Annotated in this window: 13 protein-coding genes and 1 pseudogene; all 14 read left to right on the top strand. The window is 75.1% G+C overall.

Features of this window, described 5'->3' with window-relative positions:
- Nucleotides 1–31 precede the first annotated feature (31 nt).
- The gene (locus PHY01_RS24775; RefSeq protein WP_141282472.1) at nt 32–1,807 is read left to right on the top strand and encodes a gamma-glutamyltransferase family protein; all 1,776 of its coding nucleotides are present in this window, start codon (nt 32–34) and stop codon (nt 1,805–1,807) included.
- A 242-nt stretch (nt 1,808–2,049) separates the two neighbouring features.
- Nucleotides 2,050–2,649, top strand: a complete 600-nt coding sequence (locus PHY01_RS24770) for a TetR/AcrR family transcriptional regulator (protein WP_141282470.1) — start codon at nt 2,050–2,052, stop codon at nt 2,647–2,649.
- A 236-nt stretch (nt 2,650–2,885) separates the two neighbouring features.
- Nucleotides 2,886–3,434 (top strand): methylated-DNA--[protein]-cysteine S-methyltransferase, encoded by a 549-nt coding sequence (locus PHY01_RS24765; protein ID WP_141282468.1) that lies wholly within the window; start codon nt 2,886–2,888, stop codon nt 3,432–3,434.
- Nucleotides 3,435–3,516: 82 nt separating this feature from the next.
- Entirely contained in the window at nt 3,517–4,029 is a 513-nt protein-coding gene (locus PHY01_RS24760) for a cupin domain-containing protein (RefSeq protein ID WP_141282466.1), read from the top strand.
- A 46-nt stretch (nt 4,030–4,075) separates the two neighbouring features.
- The gene (locus tag PHY01_RS24755; protein WP_141282464.1) at nt 4,076–4,516 is read left to right on the top strand and encodes a hypothetical protein; all 441 of its coding nucleotides are present in this window, start codon (nt 4,076–4,078) and stop codon (nt 4,514–4,516) included.
- A 4-nt stretch (nt 4,517–4,520) separates the two neighbouring features.
- Nucleotides 4,521–5,396 carry an Fpg/Nei family DNA glycosylase gene (locus tag PHY01_RS24750; RefSeq protein ID WP_141282462.1) on the top strand — a complete coding sequence of 292 codons (876 nt, stop codon included), beginning with the start codon at nt 4,521–4,523 and terminating at the stop codon, nt 5,394–5,396.
- 4 nt (nt 5,397–5,400) lie between these two features.
- The gene (locus PHY01_RS24745) at nt 5,401–6,597 is read left to right on the top strand and encodes a sensor histidine kinase (protein WP_141282460.1); all 1,197 of its coding nucleotides are present in this window, start codon (nt 5,401–5,403) and stop codon (nt 6,595–6,597) included.
- 126 nt (nt 6,598–6,723) lie between these two features.
- The gene (locus tag PHY01_RS24740; RefSeq protein ID WP_170183968.1) at nt 6,724–7,587 is read left to right on the top strand and encodes a S49 family peptidase; all 864 of its coding nucleotides are present in this window, start codon (nt 6,724–6,726) and stop codon (nt 7,585–7,587) included.
- A gap of 125 nt (nt 7,588–7,712) precedes the next feature.
- Complete coding sequence (locus PHY01_RS24735; protein WP_141282458.1) at nt 7,713–8,585, top strand: LytR/AlgR family response regulator transcription factor; 873 nt, start codon at nt 7,713–7,715, stop codon at nt 8,583–8,585.
- A 29-nt stretch (nt 8,586–8,614) separates the two neighbouring features.
- Entirely contained in the window at nt 8,615–10,366 is a 1,752-nt protein-coding gene (locus PHY01_RS27275; protein ID WP_218030332.1) for a hypothetical protein, read from the top strand.
- Nucleotides 10,367–10,369: 3 nt separating this feature from the next.
- Complete coding sequence (locus tag PHY01_RS24725; RefSeq protein ID WP_141282456.1) at nt 10,370–12,109, top strand: sodium/solute symporter; 1,740 nt, start codon at nt 10,370–10,372, stop codon at nt 12,107–12,109.
- Nucleotides 12,110–12,204: 95 nt separating this feature from the next.
- Nucleotides 12,205–13,962, top strand: a complete 1,758-nt coding sequence (locus PHY01_RS24720; protein WP_141282454.1) for a sodium/solute symporter — start codon at nt 12,205–12,207, stop codon at nt 13,960–13,962.
- Nucleotides 13,963–14,085: 123 nt separating this feature from the next.
- Complete coding sequence (locus PHY01_RS24715; protein WP_141282452.1) at nt 14,086–14,409, top strand: DUF485 domain-containing protein; 324 nt, start codon at nt 14,086–14,088, stop codon at nt 14,407–14,409.
- Nucleotides 14,409–14,600, top strand: a pseudogene (locus PHY01_RS24710) (cation acetate symporter); the annotation flags it as partial. The gene PHY01_RS24715 and the pseudogene PHY01_RS24710, both read left to right, overlap by 1 nt.

Here is a 14,600-nt window from a genome sequence, read left to right as displayed (position 1 = left end):
GCGCGGTGCCCGGGCGGGCCACGCTGGTGGCGTGGCACCGACGAAGCACGAGCAGCGGGGGCCGGCCGGGGCCGCCTCCAGCACCCACTACCTGGGCACGTCCACGGCGCTGTCCGTGCTGGCCCGGGGCGGCAACGCCTTCGACGCCGCGGTCGCGGCCGGGTTCGTGCTGCAGGTCGTCGAGCCGCACCTGTGCGGGCCCGGCGGCGAGGTGCCCGCGGTGTTCGTCACCGCCGCCGACCCCACCCCGCGGGTGCTCTGCGGGCAGGGCGTCGCCCCGGCGGCGGCCACCGTCGACCGGTTCGCCGATCTCGGGCTGGCGGTCGTCCCGGGCACCGGCCTGCTCGCCGCCACCGTCCCCGGCGCCTGGGACGGCTGGCTGACGCTGCTGCGCGACCACGGCACCTGGAGCCTGGAGCAGGCGCTCGACCCCGCGCTGGGCTACGCCGCGGGCGGGTTCCCGCTCGTCCCGCGCATCGCCCCCACGATCGCGACCGTGGCCGACCACTTCCGCGCGCACTGGCCGTCGTCGGCGCAGACATGGCTGCCCGGCGACGCCGTGCCGACCTCGACCCACCGGCTGCCCGCGCTGGCCGCCACCTGGCGGCGCCTGCTCGCCGCCGCCGTCGGCCCCACCCGCGAGGCGCGCATCGACGCCGCCCGCGACGCCTGGTACCGCGGCTTCGTCGCCGAGGAGATCGCGGCGTTCTGCACCACCCCGGTGCGCGACGAGACCGGCCGCGACCATCCCGGCCTGCTCACCGCCGACGACCTCGCCCGCTGGTCGGCGACCTACGAGGACGCCCTCGCCGTCGACGTCGGCGGGGGGTGGACGGTCGTCAAGCCCGGCGGCTGGTCGCAGGGACCGGTGCTGCCGCAGATGCTGCGCCTGCTCGACGGCGACGTGGAGTACCGCGGCGGGGTGGCCACCGCCGACACCGTGCACCGCGCCGTCGAGGCCGCCAAGCTCGCCTTCGCCGACCGGGAGGCCTGGTACGGCGACAGCGCGCCGGTGCCGCTGGACGCCCTGGTGTCGCGGGCCTACGCCGACGACCGTCGCGCGCTCATCGGGCCGACCGCGTCGCGCGAGCTGCGCCCCGGGTCCCCTGAGGGGCGGGCGCCGCGGCTCGGGGAGTACGCCCGGCGGCCCGGGATGCGGCGCAGCGACGGCACCGGCGGGCCCGGGCTCGGCGAGCCGACGGTGTCCCGGACCGGGGCCGTTCGCGGTGACACGGTGCACGTCGACGTCGTGGACGCCGCGGGCAACATGGTCTCCGCGACGCCGTCGGGGGGCTGGCTGCAGTCCTCCCCGACGATCCCCGCGCTGGGCTTCTGCCTCGGCACCCGCGCCCAGATGTTCTGGCCGGAGCCGGGGCTGGCCTCGTCGCTGCAGCCCGGTCGCCGGCCCCGCACCACGCTCTCGCCGTCGCTGGGGCTGCGCGACGGCGAGCCGCGCCTGGCGTTCGGCACCCCGGGCGGTGACCAGCAGGACCAGTGGCAGCTGTGCTTCTGGCTCGCCCACACCGTCGGGGGGCTCGACCTCCAGGCCGCGATCGACGCCCCCGCCTGGCACACCACCGCCTTCCCCGGCTCGTTCGCCCCGCGCGGCTGGGAGCCCGCGGGGCTGGTCGTCGAGTCGCGGCTGGGGGCGTCGACTCTGGAGGAGCTGCGCCGTCGCGGGCACGAGGTCGTCGACGCGGGGGAGTGGGCGCTGGGCCGGATGTGCGCCGTCGGCCGGGGAGACGGTGCGTTGCTGCGCGCCGCCGCCGACACCCGCAGCGGTGTGGGCTCCGCCGCCGCCCTCTGACCCCCGCGAGTCCCCCGTTCTCCGTCCGCGAGTCCCCCGTTCTGCACCCCTGAGTCCCTACTTTCCCCGGCCGCGAGGGGGGCGCCGGCGGATCGGTCGACGCGTGCGACGGCGCCCGCACGTGCGGTGCCGCGCCTCGAGGACGGGCCGGGGAGCCCCGGTCAGGAGTTGGATGCCGGTGTGTAAAGGCATCATGTAACGTCGTACTGGAATGTCGTTACACCACTTGGGAAGGGAGCCAGGTGCCCGTCGGATCGCGTTCCGCCCGGGCGGAGGCAACGCGCACCCGGATCATCGACGCCGCGGCGCCGCTGTTCGTCGGATCCGGCTACCGGGAGACGACCATGTCCGCCCTCGCGCGGGCGGCCGGGGTGGCGGTGCAGACGCTCTACCTCTCCTTCGGCAGCAAGGCCGCCGTACTGGAGGCCGTACTCGACGCGGACGCCGAACGTCACCGGTCCGGGTGGCACCCCCGCTCCGCCGCCGACGGGCCGGCCCTGCTGCGCGGGTACGTCGAGTACGCGGCCGCCGAGGTCGCCCGCCGTCATCCGCTCGACGCGGTCCTGCTCGCCGCGGCGGCCGACCCCGACCCGGCCGAGCTGCTCGACCGGGCCCGTCGCGCGGCGCTGGCGGCCCACGCCCGGGTCGTCGACGAGCTGGCGGAGCGTCCCGGGTTCACGACCCGGGTCTCCCTGCAGCGCGCCACGGAGATGATCGACGCTCTGCTCTCCCCCGAGGTGTACGGGCGGCTGGTGGTCGGGCACGACTGGACGGTCCCGGACTGGACCGAGTGGGCGGTCCGGCTCCTCGTCGCCGAGCTCTTCCCGCCGGCCGTCCCTTGACCCTGCGCCGCAGGTCGGTGCCGCCCGCCGGATCACCTCGGCCGTCCACCCGACCCCGACGCCTCCCGAGCGTCCCGGACGAGCTGCGGGAGCGCGCCGGGCCCCGGGGTCGAGGCGACGACCCCCGCCCGAGGCGGACCGCGGGCGGGACCGGCGCCGTGGGCGGACAACGGGGGACTCGCGGGCGGAGAACGGGGGACTCGCGGGCGGGGGTGGGGGCGGGGGAGACTCGGGGGGTGGGTGAGGTCGTCGGCGTGCCGTCCCGCCACCTCCGGGTGCGGGTGCTGCCTGCGCCGGCCCCGATCGGGGCGTTGACGGTCGGTGTCACCGAGGCGGGACTCGCGCTGGTCGTCTTCGGCGACGACCGGGCGGCGGCAGGACGGGCGGCTCGGCGGCTCGGTGCGCAGGTCGTCGACGGCGGGTCCGAGGCGGCCGACCAGCTGGCCGAGTACCTGGCCGGGCGCCGCAGGGGGTTCACGGTGCCGCTCGACTGGAGCCTCACCGCCGGGACGCAGCGCCGCGTGCTGGAGACGCTGTACGCCACCGTCGGTTTCGGTGACACCGTCACCTACGGCGAGCTCGCGGCGCGCAGCGGTTCCGGCGCCGCGGCCACCGCGGCCCGCGGCGTCGGCTCGATCATGGGCTCCAACCCGATCCCCGTCGTGGTGCCGTGCCACCGCGTCCTGGGCGCCGACGGGCTGGGCGGGTTCGGGGGCGGCCGGGCCACGAAGGAGTGGCTCCTGGCGCTGGAGGGCGTGCTCCCGGGAGCGCTCGACTTCGGGTGACACCCCTCCCGGGGAGTACCGGACGAGGCCCGGATGATCCATCCCGCTACCGTGGGTGGCCGAACGACCGCGGGAGGTTCGCGTGCGCAGGACGGTCCGGATGCTGGCGGTGTGCGGCCTGGCCGCCGTGCTGACGGGTGGCGCGCTCGCGGGCTGCGCCCAGCCCGGGCAGCTCGGCGACCCGGTCGAGAAGACCACGACCGAGGCCCCGCCGGTGGCCGACCTCGCACCGGCCCCCCGGCTCCCGCAGCTGCTGGGCAGCGGCCTGGTCGAGGAACCGGTGCAGATCGGGACGCCCGGCCCGGCCGTCTACTCGGTGCGCACCGCGACCCTGCCGCCCGGTGTCTCCATCGCCTGGCACCGCCACCCCGGCACCGAGACGACGATCGTCACCGCGGGGGCGGTCACGCTGCAGCTCGAGGACGCCTGCGACCCGGTGACGTTCGGGGCGGGCGAGGCGCTGTTCGTCGCCGACGCCGTGCCGCACACCCTGCGCAACGACGGCGACGTGGCCGCCGAGCTGGTCGTGGCCTACCTGCTGGCGCCCGGCGCTCCCGACCAGCTCAGCGCGCCCGCGGCGTGCCCCGCCACCTGACGAACGGTGCCGCCCGGCGGGGCCGGGATGTGGGACAGTTGACGACGTGGGAACGAAGACGGTCGCCGGCGTCGACGGGCGCACCTGGCAGGTGCGCCGCAACATCGAGTGGTCCGTGCCCGCCACCGGCGACGACTTCGAGCACGACGTCGACGGCGGCCGCGGCGCCGCGGTCCTCATCCTGTCGTCGCTGTTCCTGTTCTGGGTCATCCTCATCGTCTGGACCCCGGCGCTCGTGCACATCCCCTGGTTCCTCGTCGTGCTGGCCGGCGCCGTGGTGCTGTTCTTCCCGATCCGGTGGTGGCTGCGGCGGCCGTGGACGGTCGTCGCGGAGACGGCGGGCAGCTACGACCAGCCCGCCGAGCGCTGGACGGGCCTGGTCCGCGGGGGCACCAAGGCCCGCGAGGAGCTGCGCATCGTCGTCCGGCGCCTCCGCACGCAGGGCACGCCCGGCCACGCCGACAGCCCCCTGCAGCCGGTCAACTGACGCCATGCCCGAGCTCCCCGAGGTCGAGGCCCTGGCCCACCACCTTCGTGAGCACGCGATCTACCGCCCCGTGGCGCGCGTCGACGTGGCGTCGATGAGCGCGGTGAAGACCGCCGACCCGCCGGTCACGGCGCTCGTGGGGCGGGTGGTCACCGGCGCGGCGCGCTACGGCAAGTTCCTGTCCGTCGAGTTCGCCGACCGGCCCGACGACCCGCTCCACCTCATCACCCACCTCTCCCGCGCCGGCTGGCTGCGCTGGCACGACACCGCCACCGTCACCCCGCCCAGGCCGGGCCGCGGTCCGCTGGAGCTGCGGGTGCACCTCGACCACGTCGGCGGGCCGGGCTTCGACCTCACCGAGGCCGGCACCCAGAAGCGCCTCGCGGTGTACCTGGTGCCCGACCCGCAGCAGGTGCCCGGCATCGCCCGGCTGGGCCCCGACGCGCTCGCGCTGTCGCGCGACGAGTTCGCGGCGCTGCTGGAGGGGCGTGGCGAGCGGATCAAGACGCTGCTGGTGGAGCAGACGGTGCTCGCGGGCGTCGGCAACGCCTACAGCGACGAGATCCTGCACACCGCGCGGATCTCGCCCTACGCCTCGTCGGGGCGGCTGGGCACCGAGCAGGTCGACGCGCTGTACGCGGCGCTGCGCTCGGTGCTGACCGACGCCGTCGACCGCTCGGTGGGGCACAAGGCGGCCGAGCTCAAGGGGGAGAAGCGCTCGGGCCTGCGGGTACACGCCCGCACCGGCCTCCCGTGCCCGGTCTGCGGTGACGTCGTCCGAGAGGTCTCCTTCGCCACGAAGTCGTTCCAGTACTGTCCGGGATGTCAGACCGGCGGCAAGCCGCTGGCGGATCGTCGACTGTCCCGGCTGGTGAGGTAGAGGCGTGGAAGCGTTGTCCCCTGCCCTCCTCGTGCTGGTGGGCCTGCTGGTCATCAGCGTGGCCGCGGCGGTCTTCTACTTCCTGCGCAATCGGCGCAACGCCTTCGGCACCCCCCTGGAGAAGGCGACGTTCGGCACGCTGCACACGGTCGCCCTCGCCGCGCCCGCGCTGCGCGAGGGCCTGTCCCCGCAGTCCGCCCGGTTCGCGTTGCCCTACCTGCGCACGCTGCTGGAGACCTGCGCGCTGACCATGACCGACAGCCGCGGCGCCACCCTGGCCTGGGACGGCGACTCCGACCAGCACCAGCCCGACGTGCGGATCCTCGCCGAGAAGGTGGTGGCCACCGGGCGCCAGGAGGTCATGTCGCACACCTCGATCTCGTGCGACCACCCCGGCTGCGAGGTGCGCGGCGTCGTCGTGGTGCCCCTGGAGTCCGACGGCAACATCATCGGCACCCTCGGCGCGCTGACGACCTCGACCGCCGGGCCGGTGCTGCTGCGGGCCACCGCGGAGGTGGCGCGCTACGTCTCCAGCCAGCTGGAGCTCGCCGAGCTCGACGAGTCGCGCCGCCGCCTCGACCGCGCCGAGGTCCGCGCGCTGCGTGCCCAGATCCCCCCGCACTTCATCTACAACGCGCTGACGACGATCGCCTCGTTCATCCGCACCGACCCGGTGCGTGCCCGCGAGCTGCTGCTGTCCTTCGCCGACTTCACCCGCTACTCCTTCCGCACCGCGGGCGAGTACACGACGCTGAAGGAGGAGCTGACCAACATCGAGCGCTACATCGAGCTCGAGAAGGCCCGCTTCTCCGACCGGCTCAACATCAAGCTGCAGATCGCGCCCGAGGTGCTCGGCGTCGTGCTGCCGTTCCTGGCGTTGCAGCCGCTCGTCGAGAACGCGGTGCGGCACGGGCTGGCCGGCAAGCCCAGCGGCGGCACCATCACGCTGACCGCGGAGAACGCCGGCTCCGAGTGCGTCATCATCGTCGAGGACAACGGCGTCGGCATGGACCCGGCCCGCCTCACCGAGGACCTCGACGACGCCCACCTCTCCGGCGCGCACGTCGGCCTCGGCAACGTCGACGACCGGATGCGCTCGGCGTTCGGCGACGACTTCGGCCTGGTCGTGGAGACCAACATCGGCGAGGGCATGAAGATCACCCTGCGGGTGCCGAAGTTCCGGGCCAACGTCCGCGTGTGACCGGGACGCGCACGCTGCGGCCCCGCGCGCACGCTCGAGGGTGCGCGGGGCGTGGGAACGTACGCGCGGGTGCCGGACCGCGCCCGCGACGCGCGCTCCGCGCGTAGCGTGGCCGGCATGGACGTGCTGCGGTTCCCCGACGCCCTGACCTCGCGGCTGCCCGGAGTGCGCTCCGACAAGCCCGTCGTGTCGCTGGTCCGCCTGCACGGCGTGATCACGCCGACGAGCGGGCCGGTGCCCCGGGCGGTGATCAACGCGCAGACCACCGAGAAGACGCTGGAGCGTGCCTTCGGGCACGACCGGCTCGCCGCGGTGGGGCTGCTGATCAACTCCCCGGGCGGGTCGCCGACGCAGTCCGCGCTGGTCGCCGACTCGATCCGCCGCCACGCCGACGAGAAGGGCGTGCCGGTGCTGGCGTTCTGCGAGGACGTCGCCGCGTCGGGGGGCTACTGGCTCGCGTGCGCCGCCGACGAGATCCACGCGCACCCGACCTCGCTCGTCGGCTCGATCGGCGTCGTCAGCCAGGGCTTCGGGCTCGACGGGCTGATCGAGAAGTGGGGGGTGGAGCGCCGCCTGTACACCGCGGGCACCTCCAAGGCGCGGCTCGACCCGTTCCTCCCGGAGAAGACCGAGGACGTCGCCTGGCTGCGTGACCTGCAGGACCAGCTGCACACGATGTTCCGCGACTGGGTCACGCAGCGGCGGGGCGACCGGCTGGCCGCCGACACCGACCTGTTCACCGGCGAGGTCTGGACGGGCGCGCGGGCGGTCGAGCTGGGCCTTGCCGACGGGCTGGGCACCGCCCACTCGGTGCTGCCGGCGCGCTTCCCGGGCGCCGAGCTGGTCACCGTCGACGCGCGCAAGCCGCTCCTGGCCCGGCTCGGCATGGGCGGACCGGCAGCAGGCGCAACCCCGTGGGGGACGGACGGGCTGCTGGGGATGGTGCAGGCGGCCGAGATCCGCGCCACATGGGCACGGTACGGTTTGTAGCCCATGGCGAGGTAGCGCCGTGTGATCGAACGAACCCGAATGGTGCGTGCCCCTGGCACTCACACGGATTCGCCGTCACCATGGTTGACGGCACCCGTGATCGTCGCGGGCAGGATGAGGAGATCGTGGACAGCAACGACAGCTCCGGTGGCCTGGTCGTCCTCGCCGTGGACGACGAGGAGCCGGCACTCGAGGAACTCGCGTACCTGCTCGGCGAGGACCCCCGTGTGGGGCTCGTGCTCAAGGCGTCCGACGCCACGGACGCACTGCGGATCCTGAACAGCCGCCAGGGCGTGCGCGAGGCCGCCACGGCCGGTCAGGCCCCCCGCGGGTCCATGAACCAGGCCACCGGCACCCGGGTCGCCGAGCGCACCGACGTCGAGGTCGTGTTCCTCGACATCCGGATGCCCGGTCTCGACGGGCTCGAGCTCGCGCGCGTGTTCTCCTCGATGGCCGTGCCCCCGTCGGTGGTCTTCGTGACCGCCCACGACGACCGCGCCGTCGACGCCTACGAGGTCGGCGCCGTCGACTACCTGCTCAAGCCGCTGCGCTCCGAGCGCCTCTCCGCCTCGATCGACCGGATCCTGGCCAGCCGCACCGCCGCGATGGCCGAGCCGGTGCAGCAGGAGAGCGGCGAGGACGAGGTCATCCCCGTCGAGCTCGCCGGCACCACGAAGCTCGTCCCGCGTTCCGCGGTGCGCTACGTCGAGGCCCAGGGCGACTACGCCCGGCTGCACACCCACGAGGGCAGCCACCTCGTCCGCATCCCGCTCTCGGTGCTGGAGGACCGCTGGCGCGACGCCGGTTTCGTCCGCATCCACCGCTCGTTCCTGGTGTCGCTGCCGCTGGTCACCGAGCTGCGGCTGTCCGGGTCGGGGTACGTCGTACGCGTCGGCACCGGGCCCGACTGCGCCGAGCTGCCGGTCAGCCGCCGGCACACCCGCGAGCTCAAGGACCGTCTGGTCCGCGCCACGAAACAGGCGTGGAGCCAGCGGTGACCGCCCACGGCGCGTAGCGAGGGCCCGACGTGAGCACCTTCATCGACGGCTCACCGCCGTCGGTGACCCCCGGGCCGGACGGCGACGACCCCGTCGACCCCGACACCGGTCCCGCCTGGCTGCAGGAGGAGATCCGGCGTCGCATGGCCACAGGTCGCTCGGCCGCGGGTGGGCGGCACGCGCGCCGCGACCCCGCCGCCGATCCCCCGGGTGGGGTGGAGCACGTCCCCCGGCACTCGGTGGCCACGCCGGGCCCGGGTGCGCCCGCTCCCGGACCGATCGGCGGCCCGTCGCTGCCGGAGTCCGGGGTGCCGGTGCGCCGGTCGCAGCCGGTCGCGTCCGACGAGGGCTGGTCCGGTCCCGCCGCCGAACCCGTCACCGGTCGGCGGATCCCGCGGGCCTACCGACGCGGGCCCCGCGGCCCGGGCGGCGACGCGCCCGCCACGTTCGGCGGGCCCGCGTTCGCCGAGGGCGCCGCGCGGCCGCCCGCGCCCGACGAGTTCGGTGGCCCGGGTTTCGCCGACGTCCGCGGTGACCTCGACGACCTCGACGACCGGACCGACGTGCCGCCCTCCACCGTCGTCGCCCGCGGGCCGGCCGCCGGGCTCCCGCCGGGTGCCCCGGTGACCGCCCCCCCGGTGTCCGAATCTCCGGTGTCCGAATCTCCGGTGTCCGACTCTCCGGCGTCCGACCCCCCGGTGTTCCCCGCCCCGGTCCGTCCCGGCGCAGGCCCCGCCGCGGCGGCGGTGCCGGTGTCGGACCGCCCGGTGTCGGACACCCCGGGCGACGCTCCGGTCGTCCCCCCGCCCGCAGGGGCGGTGGCCGACCCCGAGGTCCCCCACCGTGCCGCGCCGACGCCGGGGCGCGGGATCGAGGCGGGTGGGCTGTTCGACGCCGGCCCCGACGTCGACGACCGGCCCGCGCCCGCGGCTCCGCGACCGGCCGCCGCGGCCGAGGTGCTCCCGCCGCGCGCACCGGCGCGCCTGCTCGCCGCACCCGACGTGGTGCCCCCGCCCGTCCCGGACGCCGGGATGCCCACCACCGCGATGCCCACGACCGCGATGCCGACGGCGGGGCCCACGACTACGGGGCCCACGACGGCGGGGCCCACGACCGCCGACCCGGCGTCCGCAGGAGCCGCGGCGGCGTCGCCGGCGCCTGACGCGACGCGCCCCGCCCCTCCCCGCGACGGGACCGGCGACCCGGCCCTGTGGACGTCGGACCCGCGGGGTGTGCTGCCCGCCGACCGGTCCGACCTGACCGGCCCCCTCACCCCGGTCGACGACGACGACACCGTGCTGTGGAGTGCCCACATGCCCCCGGCCGCACCGGACGGCACCGCGCTCGCCACCCCCGGCCTGCCGGTCGACGTGCCCGGGCCGCGGTCCGCCGGACCGGGCGAGGAGGTCACCGGGTCGGGGTTGCCGCAGCGGCGGGTGAAGGTCGTGCTGTCCGAGCGGCGCAACCAGGCGCACGCGGTGCGCACGGTCGTCGACATCCAGGAGGGCGGTGCGGTCGGCGAGCTGCTCCGCAGCAACCTGATCGGCTCCCAGCTCACCGTGGCGCTGCGGTTCGCGCTGTTCGCCGGGCTCACGCTGGGCCTGCTGCCGCTGGCGTTCGCGCTGTTCCCCGAGATCGGCCGTACCGACGTCCTGGGCCTGCGGCTGCCGTGGCTGCTGCTGGGCGTGCTGGTCTACCCCTTCCTGCTGGGCCTGGGCTGGTGGCACACCCGCACCGCCGAGCGCGTGGAGCAGAACTTCGCCGATCACGTGCAGGACTGACGGGTGGCGCCCTCCGCCCAGTACGCGCTCGTCGCGATCGCGCTGGTCGGGATCGTCTCGGCGGCGATCGGCTCGTACGGCGTGCGGGTCGCCCGCAGCACGTCGGACTTCCTGGTGGCCTCGCGCACCGTCGGGCCGGTGGCGAACGCGAGCGCGATCTCCGGCGAGTACCTGTCCGCGGCGTCGTTCCTCGGCATCGCCGGTCTCATCCTGCGCGAGGGGGCCGACGCGCTCTGGTACCCGGTCGCGTTCGTCGCGGGCTACCTCGCGCTCGTGCTGTTCGTCGCGGCGCCGCTGCGCCGCTCGGGGGCCTACACGGTGCCCGACTTCGCCGAGGCCCGGCTCGGGTCCCCGGTGCTGCGGCGCGTCTGCACGGCGTTCGTGCTGATCATCGGCTGGCTGTACCTGCTGCCGCAGCTGCAGGGCGCCGGGCTCGCGCTCACCACGCTCACCTCGCTGCCCGCCTGGTCGGGGGTGGCGGCGGCCGGGGCGGTCGTGCTGCTCACCGTCGTCGGCGGCGGGATGCGGTCGATCACCTTCGTGCAGGCCTTCCAGTACTGGCTCAAGCTCACCGCCCTGCTGGTGCCCGCCATCGTCGTGCTGGGCATCTTCCTCAACGACACCCACACCTTCGACCGGCCCGCCGCGCCCGCCTTCCCCGCCGAGACGACCGTGACGATCCGGACCGACGTGGTGCTGCAGGTCGTCGACCCGGTCCGGCTCGACGCCGCGGGCGACGTCGACGGCACCCGCGTCGACGGGCCGCTGGACTGGGCGCCCGGGCCGCACGAGGTGCGCGCCGGCGCCACGCTGGTCTTCCCCGCCGACACCCCGGTGCCCACGGTGCTGGGCACCCCGGCCACCGACGGCGAGTGGCTGGAACCGATGTCGGGCGACCGCCCCGACCAGCTCCTGGAGATCTACTCGATCCTGATCGCCGGCTTCCTGGGCACGATGGGGCTGCCGCACGTGCTCGTGCGCTTCTACACCAACCCCGACGGGCGGGCGGCGCGGCGCACCACCGTCATCGTGCTGGCCATGATCGGCGGCTTCTACGTCCTGGTCACCCTGGTCGGGGCGCTGTCGCGGCTCTACACCCCGCAGCTGCTGGTGAGCGGCCAGACCGACGCCGCGGTGTTGCTGGTGCCGGTCGCGGCGCTGGGCCAGGGACCCATGGGATGGCTGCTCGGCGGCCTGGTCGCCGCCGGCGCCGCGGCCGCGTTCCTCTCGACGTCCTCGGGCATCGTCGTGAGCCTGGCCGGCGTGCTGTTCACCGACGTGCTGACGGGCCGGTGGCGCGACTTCCGGTTGGCCGCGGTGCTGTCGACCGTGGTGCCGCTGGCGCTGGCGCTCTCGGTCACCCGGCTCGACTTCTCGCTCACCGTGCCGCTGGTGTTCGCCGTGGCCGCGTCGACGTTCTGCCCGCTGCTGGTGCTGGGCATCTGGTGGCGTGGCCTCACCGCGCGCGGCGCCGTCGCGGGGGTGCTGGTCGGCGGCGGGCTGTCCGGGATCAGCACCGCCGTCAGCATGTTCGCGGCGCTGCCCGCGGGCCCGGTCGGCGTGCTGCTCAACCGGCCGGCCGCCGTCACCGTCCCCGCCGCGTTCCTGACGATGGTGGTCGTCAGCCGGCTCACGCGCCGGGAGGTCCCGGCCGACGTCGACCACGCCCTGCTGCGGCTGCACGCGCCGGAACGCCTCGGCCTGAGCCACGACCGCATCGACGACGACCCGGATCCGGGCTGACCCTCCCGTTCGGGGGAGCGGGTGGTGACCGATGGTCGGTCGGCTGGGGATACTGGTCCCATGCCCTGCCCCGTCGTCCCCGTGTGGGTGACGCGATGACCACCGCCGGTGCCGTCGCGCTGGGCGCGATGCTGCTGGTCGCGGTCGCGTCGGCGGTGATCGGGGCGATCGGCGTGCGGGTCACGCGCAGCACGTCGGACTTCCTGGTGGCCTCGCGCAGCGTCGGGCCGGCGGCCAACGCCGGGGCGATCTCGGGGGAGTACCTGTCGGCGGCGTCGTTCCTGGGCGTGGCCGGGCTGATCCTGCGCGACGGCGTCGACGCGCTCTGGTACCCGGTCGGGTTCACGGCGGGCTACCTGGCGCTGGTGCTGTTCGTCGCGGCGCCGCTGCGCCGCTCGGGCGCGTACACGGTGCCCGACTTCGCCGAGGCGCGGCTGGCCTCCCCGCTGCTGCGCGGCGTGTGCACCGGGTTCGTGCTGCTCATCGGCTGGCTCTACGTCCTGCCACAGCTCCAGGGCGCCGGGCTGACGGTCACGGTCATCACCGGCGGCCTGCTGCCCGCGTGGACGGGCGTGCTCGCGGCGGGGGTCGTCGTCGTGGCGTCGGTCGCGCTGGGCGGGATGCGCTCGATCACCTTCGTGCAGGCCTTCCAGTACTGGCTCAAGCTCACCGCCGTGGCCCTGCCCGCGCTGGTCACGGTCGTCTACTTCCTCGGCGACGCCCGGGAGTTCGACCGGCCGGCGCCGCCGCAGTTCCCCTCCGCCGCCAGCGTCGACGTCCGCACCGACGTCCTGCTCGACGTGCGGGTGCCCACCGACCTCGTCGCCACCGGCCGGATCGACGGCATCGACGTCCGCGACGCCGGGCTGCGCTGGGAGCCGGGCCTGCACTCGGCCGAGGCGGGCTCGCGGCTGGGGTTCACCGAGGGGTCCTCGGTGCCGGTCGTCGCGGGCACCCCCGCCGCCGACGACGCCTGGCTCACCCCGTTCCCCGAGGGCCGGGAGAACGGGCTGCTGTCCACCTACTCGCTGATCATCGCGCTGTTCCTGGGCACGATGGGGCTGCCGCACGTGCTCGTGCGCTTCTACACCAACCCCGACGGGCGCACGGCCCGGCGCAGCGCGGTCGTCGTCCTCGCCCTGCTCGGCGGGTTCTACATCACCGTCACGGTGCTCGGGGCGCTGTCGCGGCTCTACACGCCACAGCTGCTGGTCAACGGCGACACCGACGCGGCGGTGCTGCTGCTGCCGACCGCGGTCCTCGGGGTCGGCTGGGCCGGTGTCGCGATCGGGGCGCTCGTCGCGGCGGGGGCGTGGGCGGCGTTCCTGTCGACGTCGTCGGGGCTGATCGTCAGCGTGGCGGGGGTGCTGTCCACCGACGTGTTCCGCCGCGGGCGGGTGCGCGACTTCCGGTTCGCCGCGGTGCTCGCCGGGCTCGTGCCGCTCGTGCTCGCGCTGGGCCTGGGCCGGCTCGACTTCTCCGAGGCCGTCGCGCTGGTGTTCGCCGTGGCCGCGTCGACGTTCTGCCCGCTGCTGGTGCTGGGCATCTGGTGGCGCGGGCTCACCGACCGCGGCGCGGTCGTCGGGCTGCTGGTGGGCGGGGTGCTCTCGGCCGGCGCGGTGACGGTGAGCCTGCTCGGCGTCGGCGGCGACGGCGCGCTGGGGGTGCTGCTCTACCGGCCGGCCGTCGTGAGCGTGCCGGCGGCGTTCGCCACGATGGTGGTCGTCAGCCTGCTCACGCGCGACCGCCGGCCCGCCGACGTCGACCAGATCCTGCTGCGGCTGCACGCTCCGGAGCGCCTCGGGCTCAGCCGCGACCGCTTGGCGGACCGGGAGCGCCGCACACTGCGTTAGGTGTTGTGCGACACAGCTGCCCGTTGGAGTATTCCGGCGTTGCCCCGTGCCGGGCCCCTCGTTCACCTGATAGTGGGGCCCCGTCCGGGCCGCAGCATGACGAGGGGGAGGCCCGCCGTGAGCATGACCGGCGAACGATCGACCAGGACCGTCTACGAAGAGGTGCAGGACAGCGCGGAGTTCGCGCAGCTCCGGTCGCGGCTGCGGCGTTTCGTCTTCCCGATGAGCGCGGCGTTCCTCGTCTGGTACCTCGCCTACGTGCTGCTGGCGTCCTACGCGCGCGACTTCATGGCGGTCAAGCTGTTCGGCAACATCAACGTCGGCCTGGTGATCGGGCTGCTGCAGTTCGTCACCACGTTCGCGATCACCACGATCTACGTCCGGTACGCCAACAAGCACCTCGACCCCGCCGCGGAGCGCCTGCGCAGACGCGTCGAGGAGAGTTGATGGTCCCTGCTCAGGGTGCCGACCCCGCGCAGGTCGGCAACGTCGGTCTCAACATCGGCATCTTCGCGCTGTTCGTGGCGGTCACGCTGTACTTCGTCTACCGCGCCAGCCGCACCAACCGCTCGGCGTCGGACTACTACGCCGCCGGCCGCACCTTCACCGGCCCGCAGAACGGCGTCGCCATCGCGGGT

The organism is Pseudonocardia hydrocarbonoxydans (assembly GCF_006539565.1).
GTDB classification, from domain to species: domain Bacteria; phylum Actinomycetota; class Actinomycetes; order Mycobacteriales; family Pseudonocardiaceae; genus Pseudonocardia; species Pseudonocardia hydrocarbonoxydans.
Note: the sequence above shows the minus strand (reverse complement) of the source record. Positions and strands in the feature narration are given on the sequence as shown.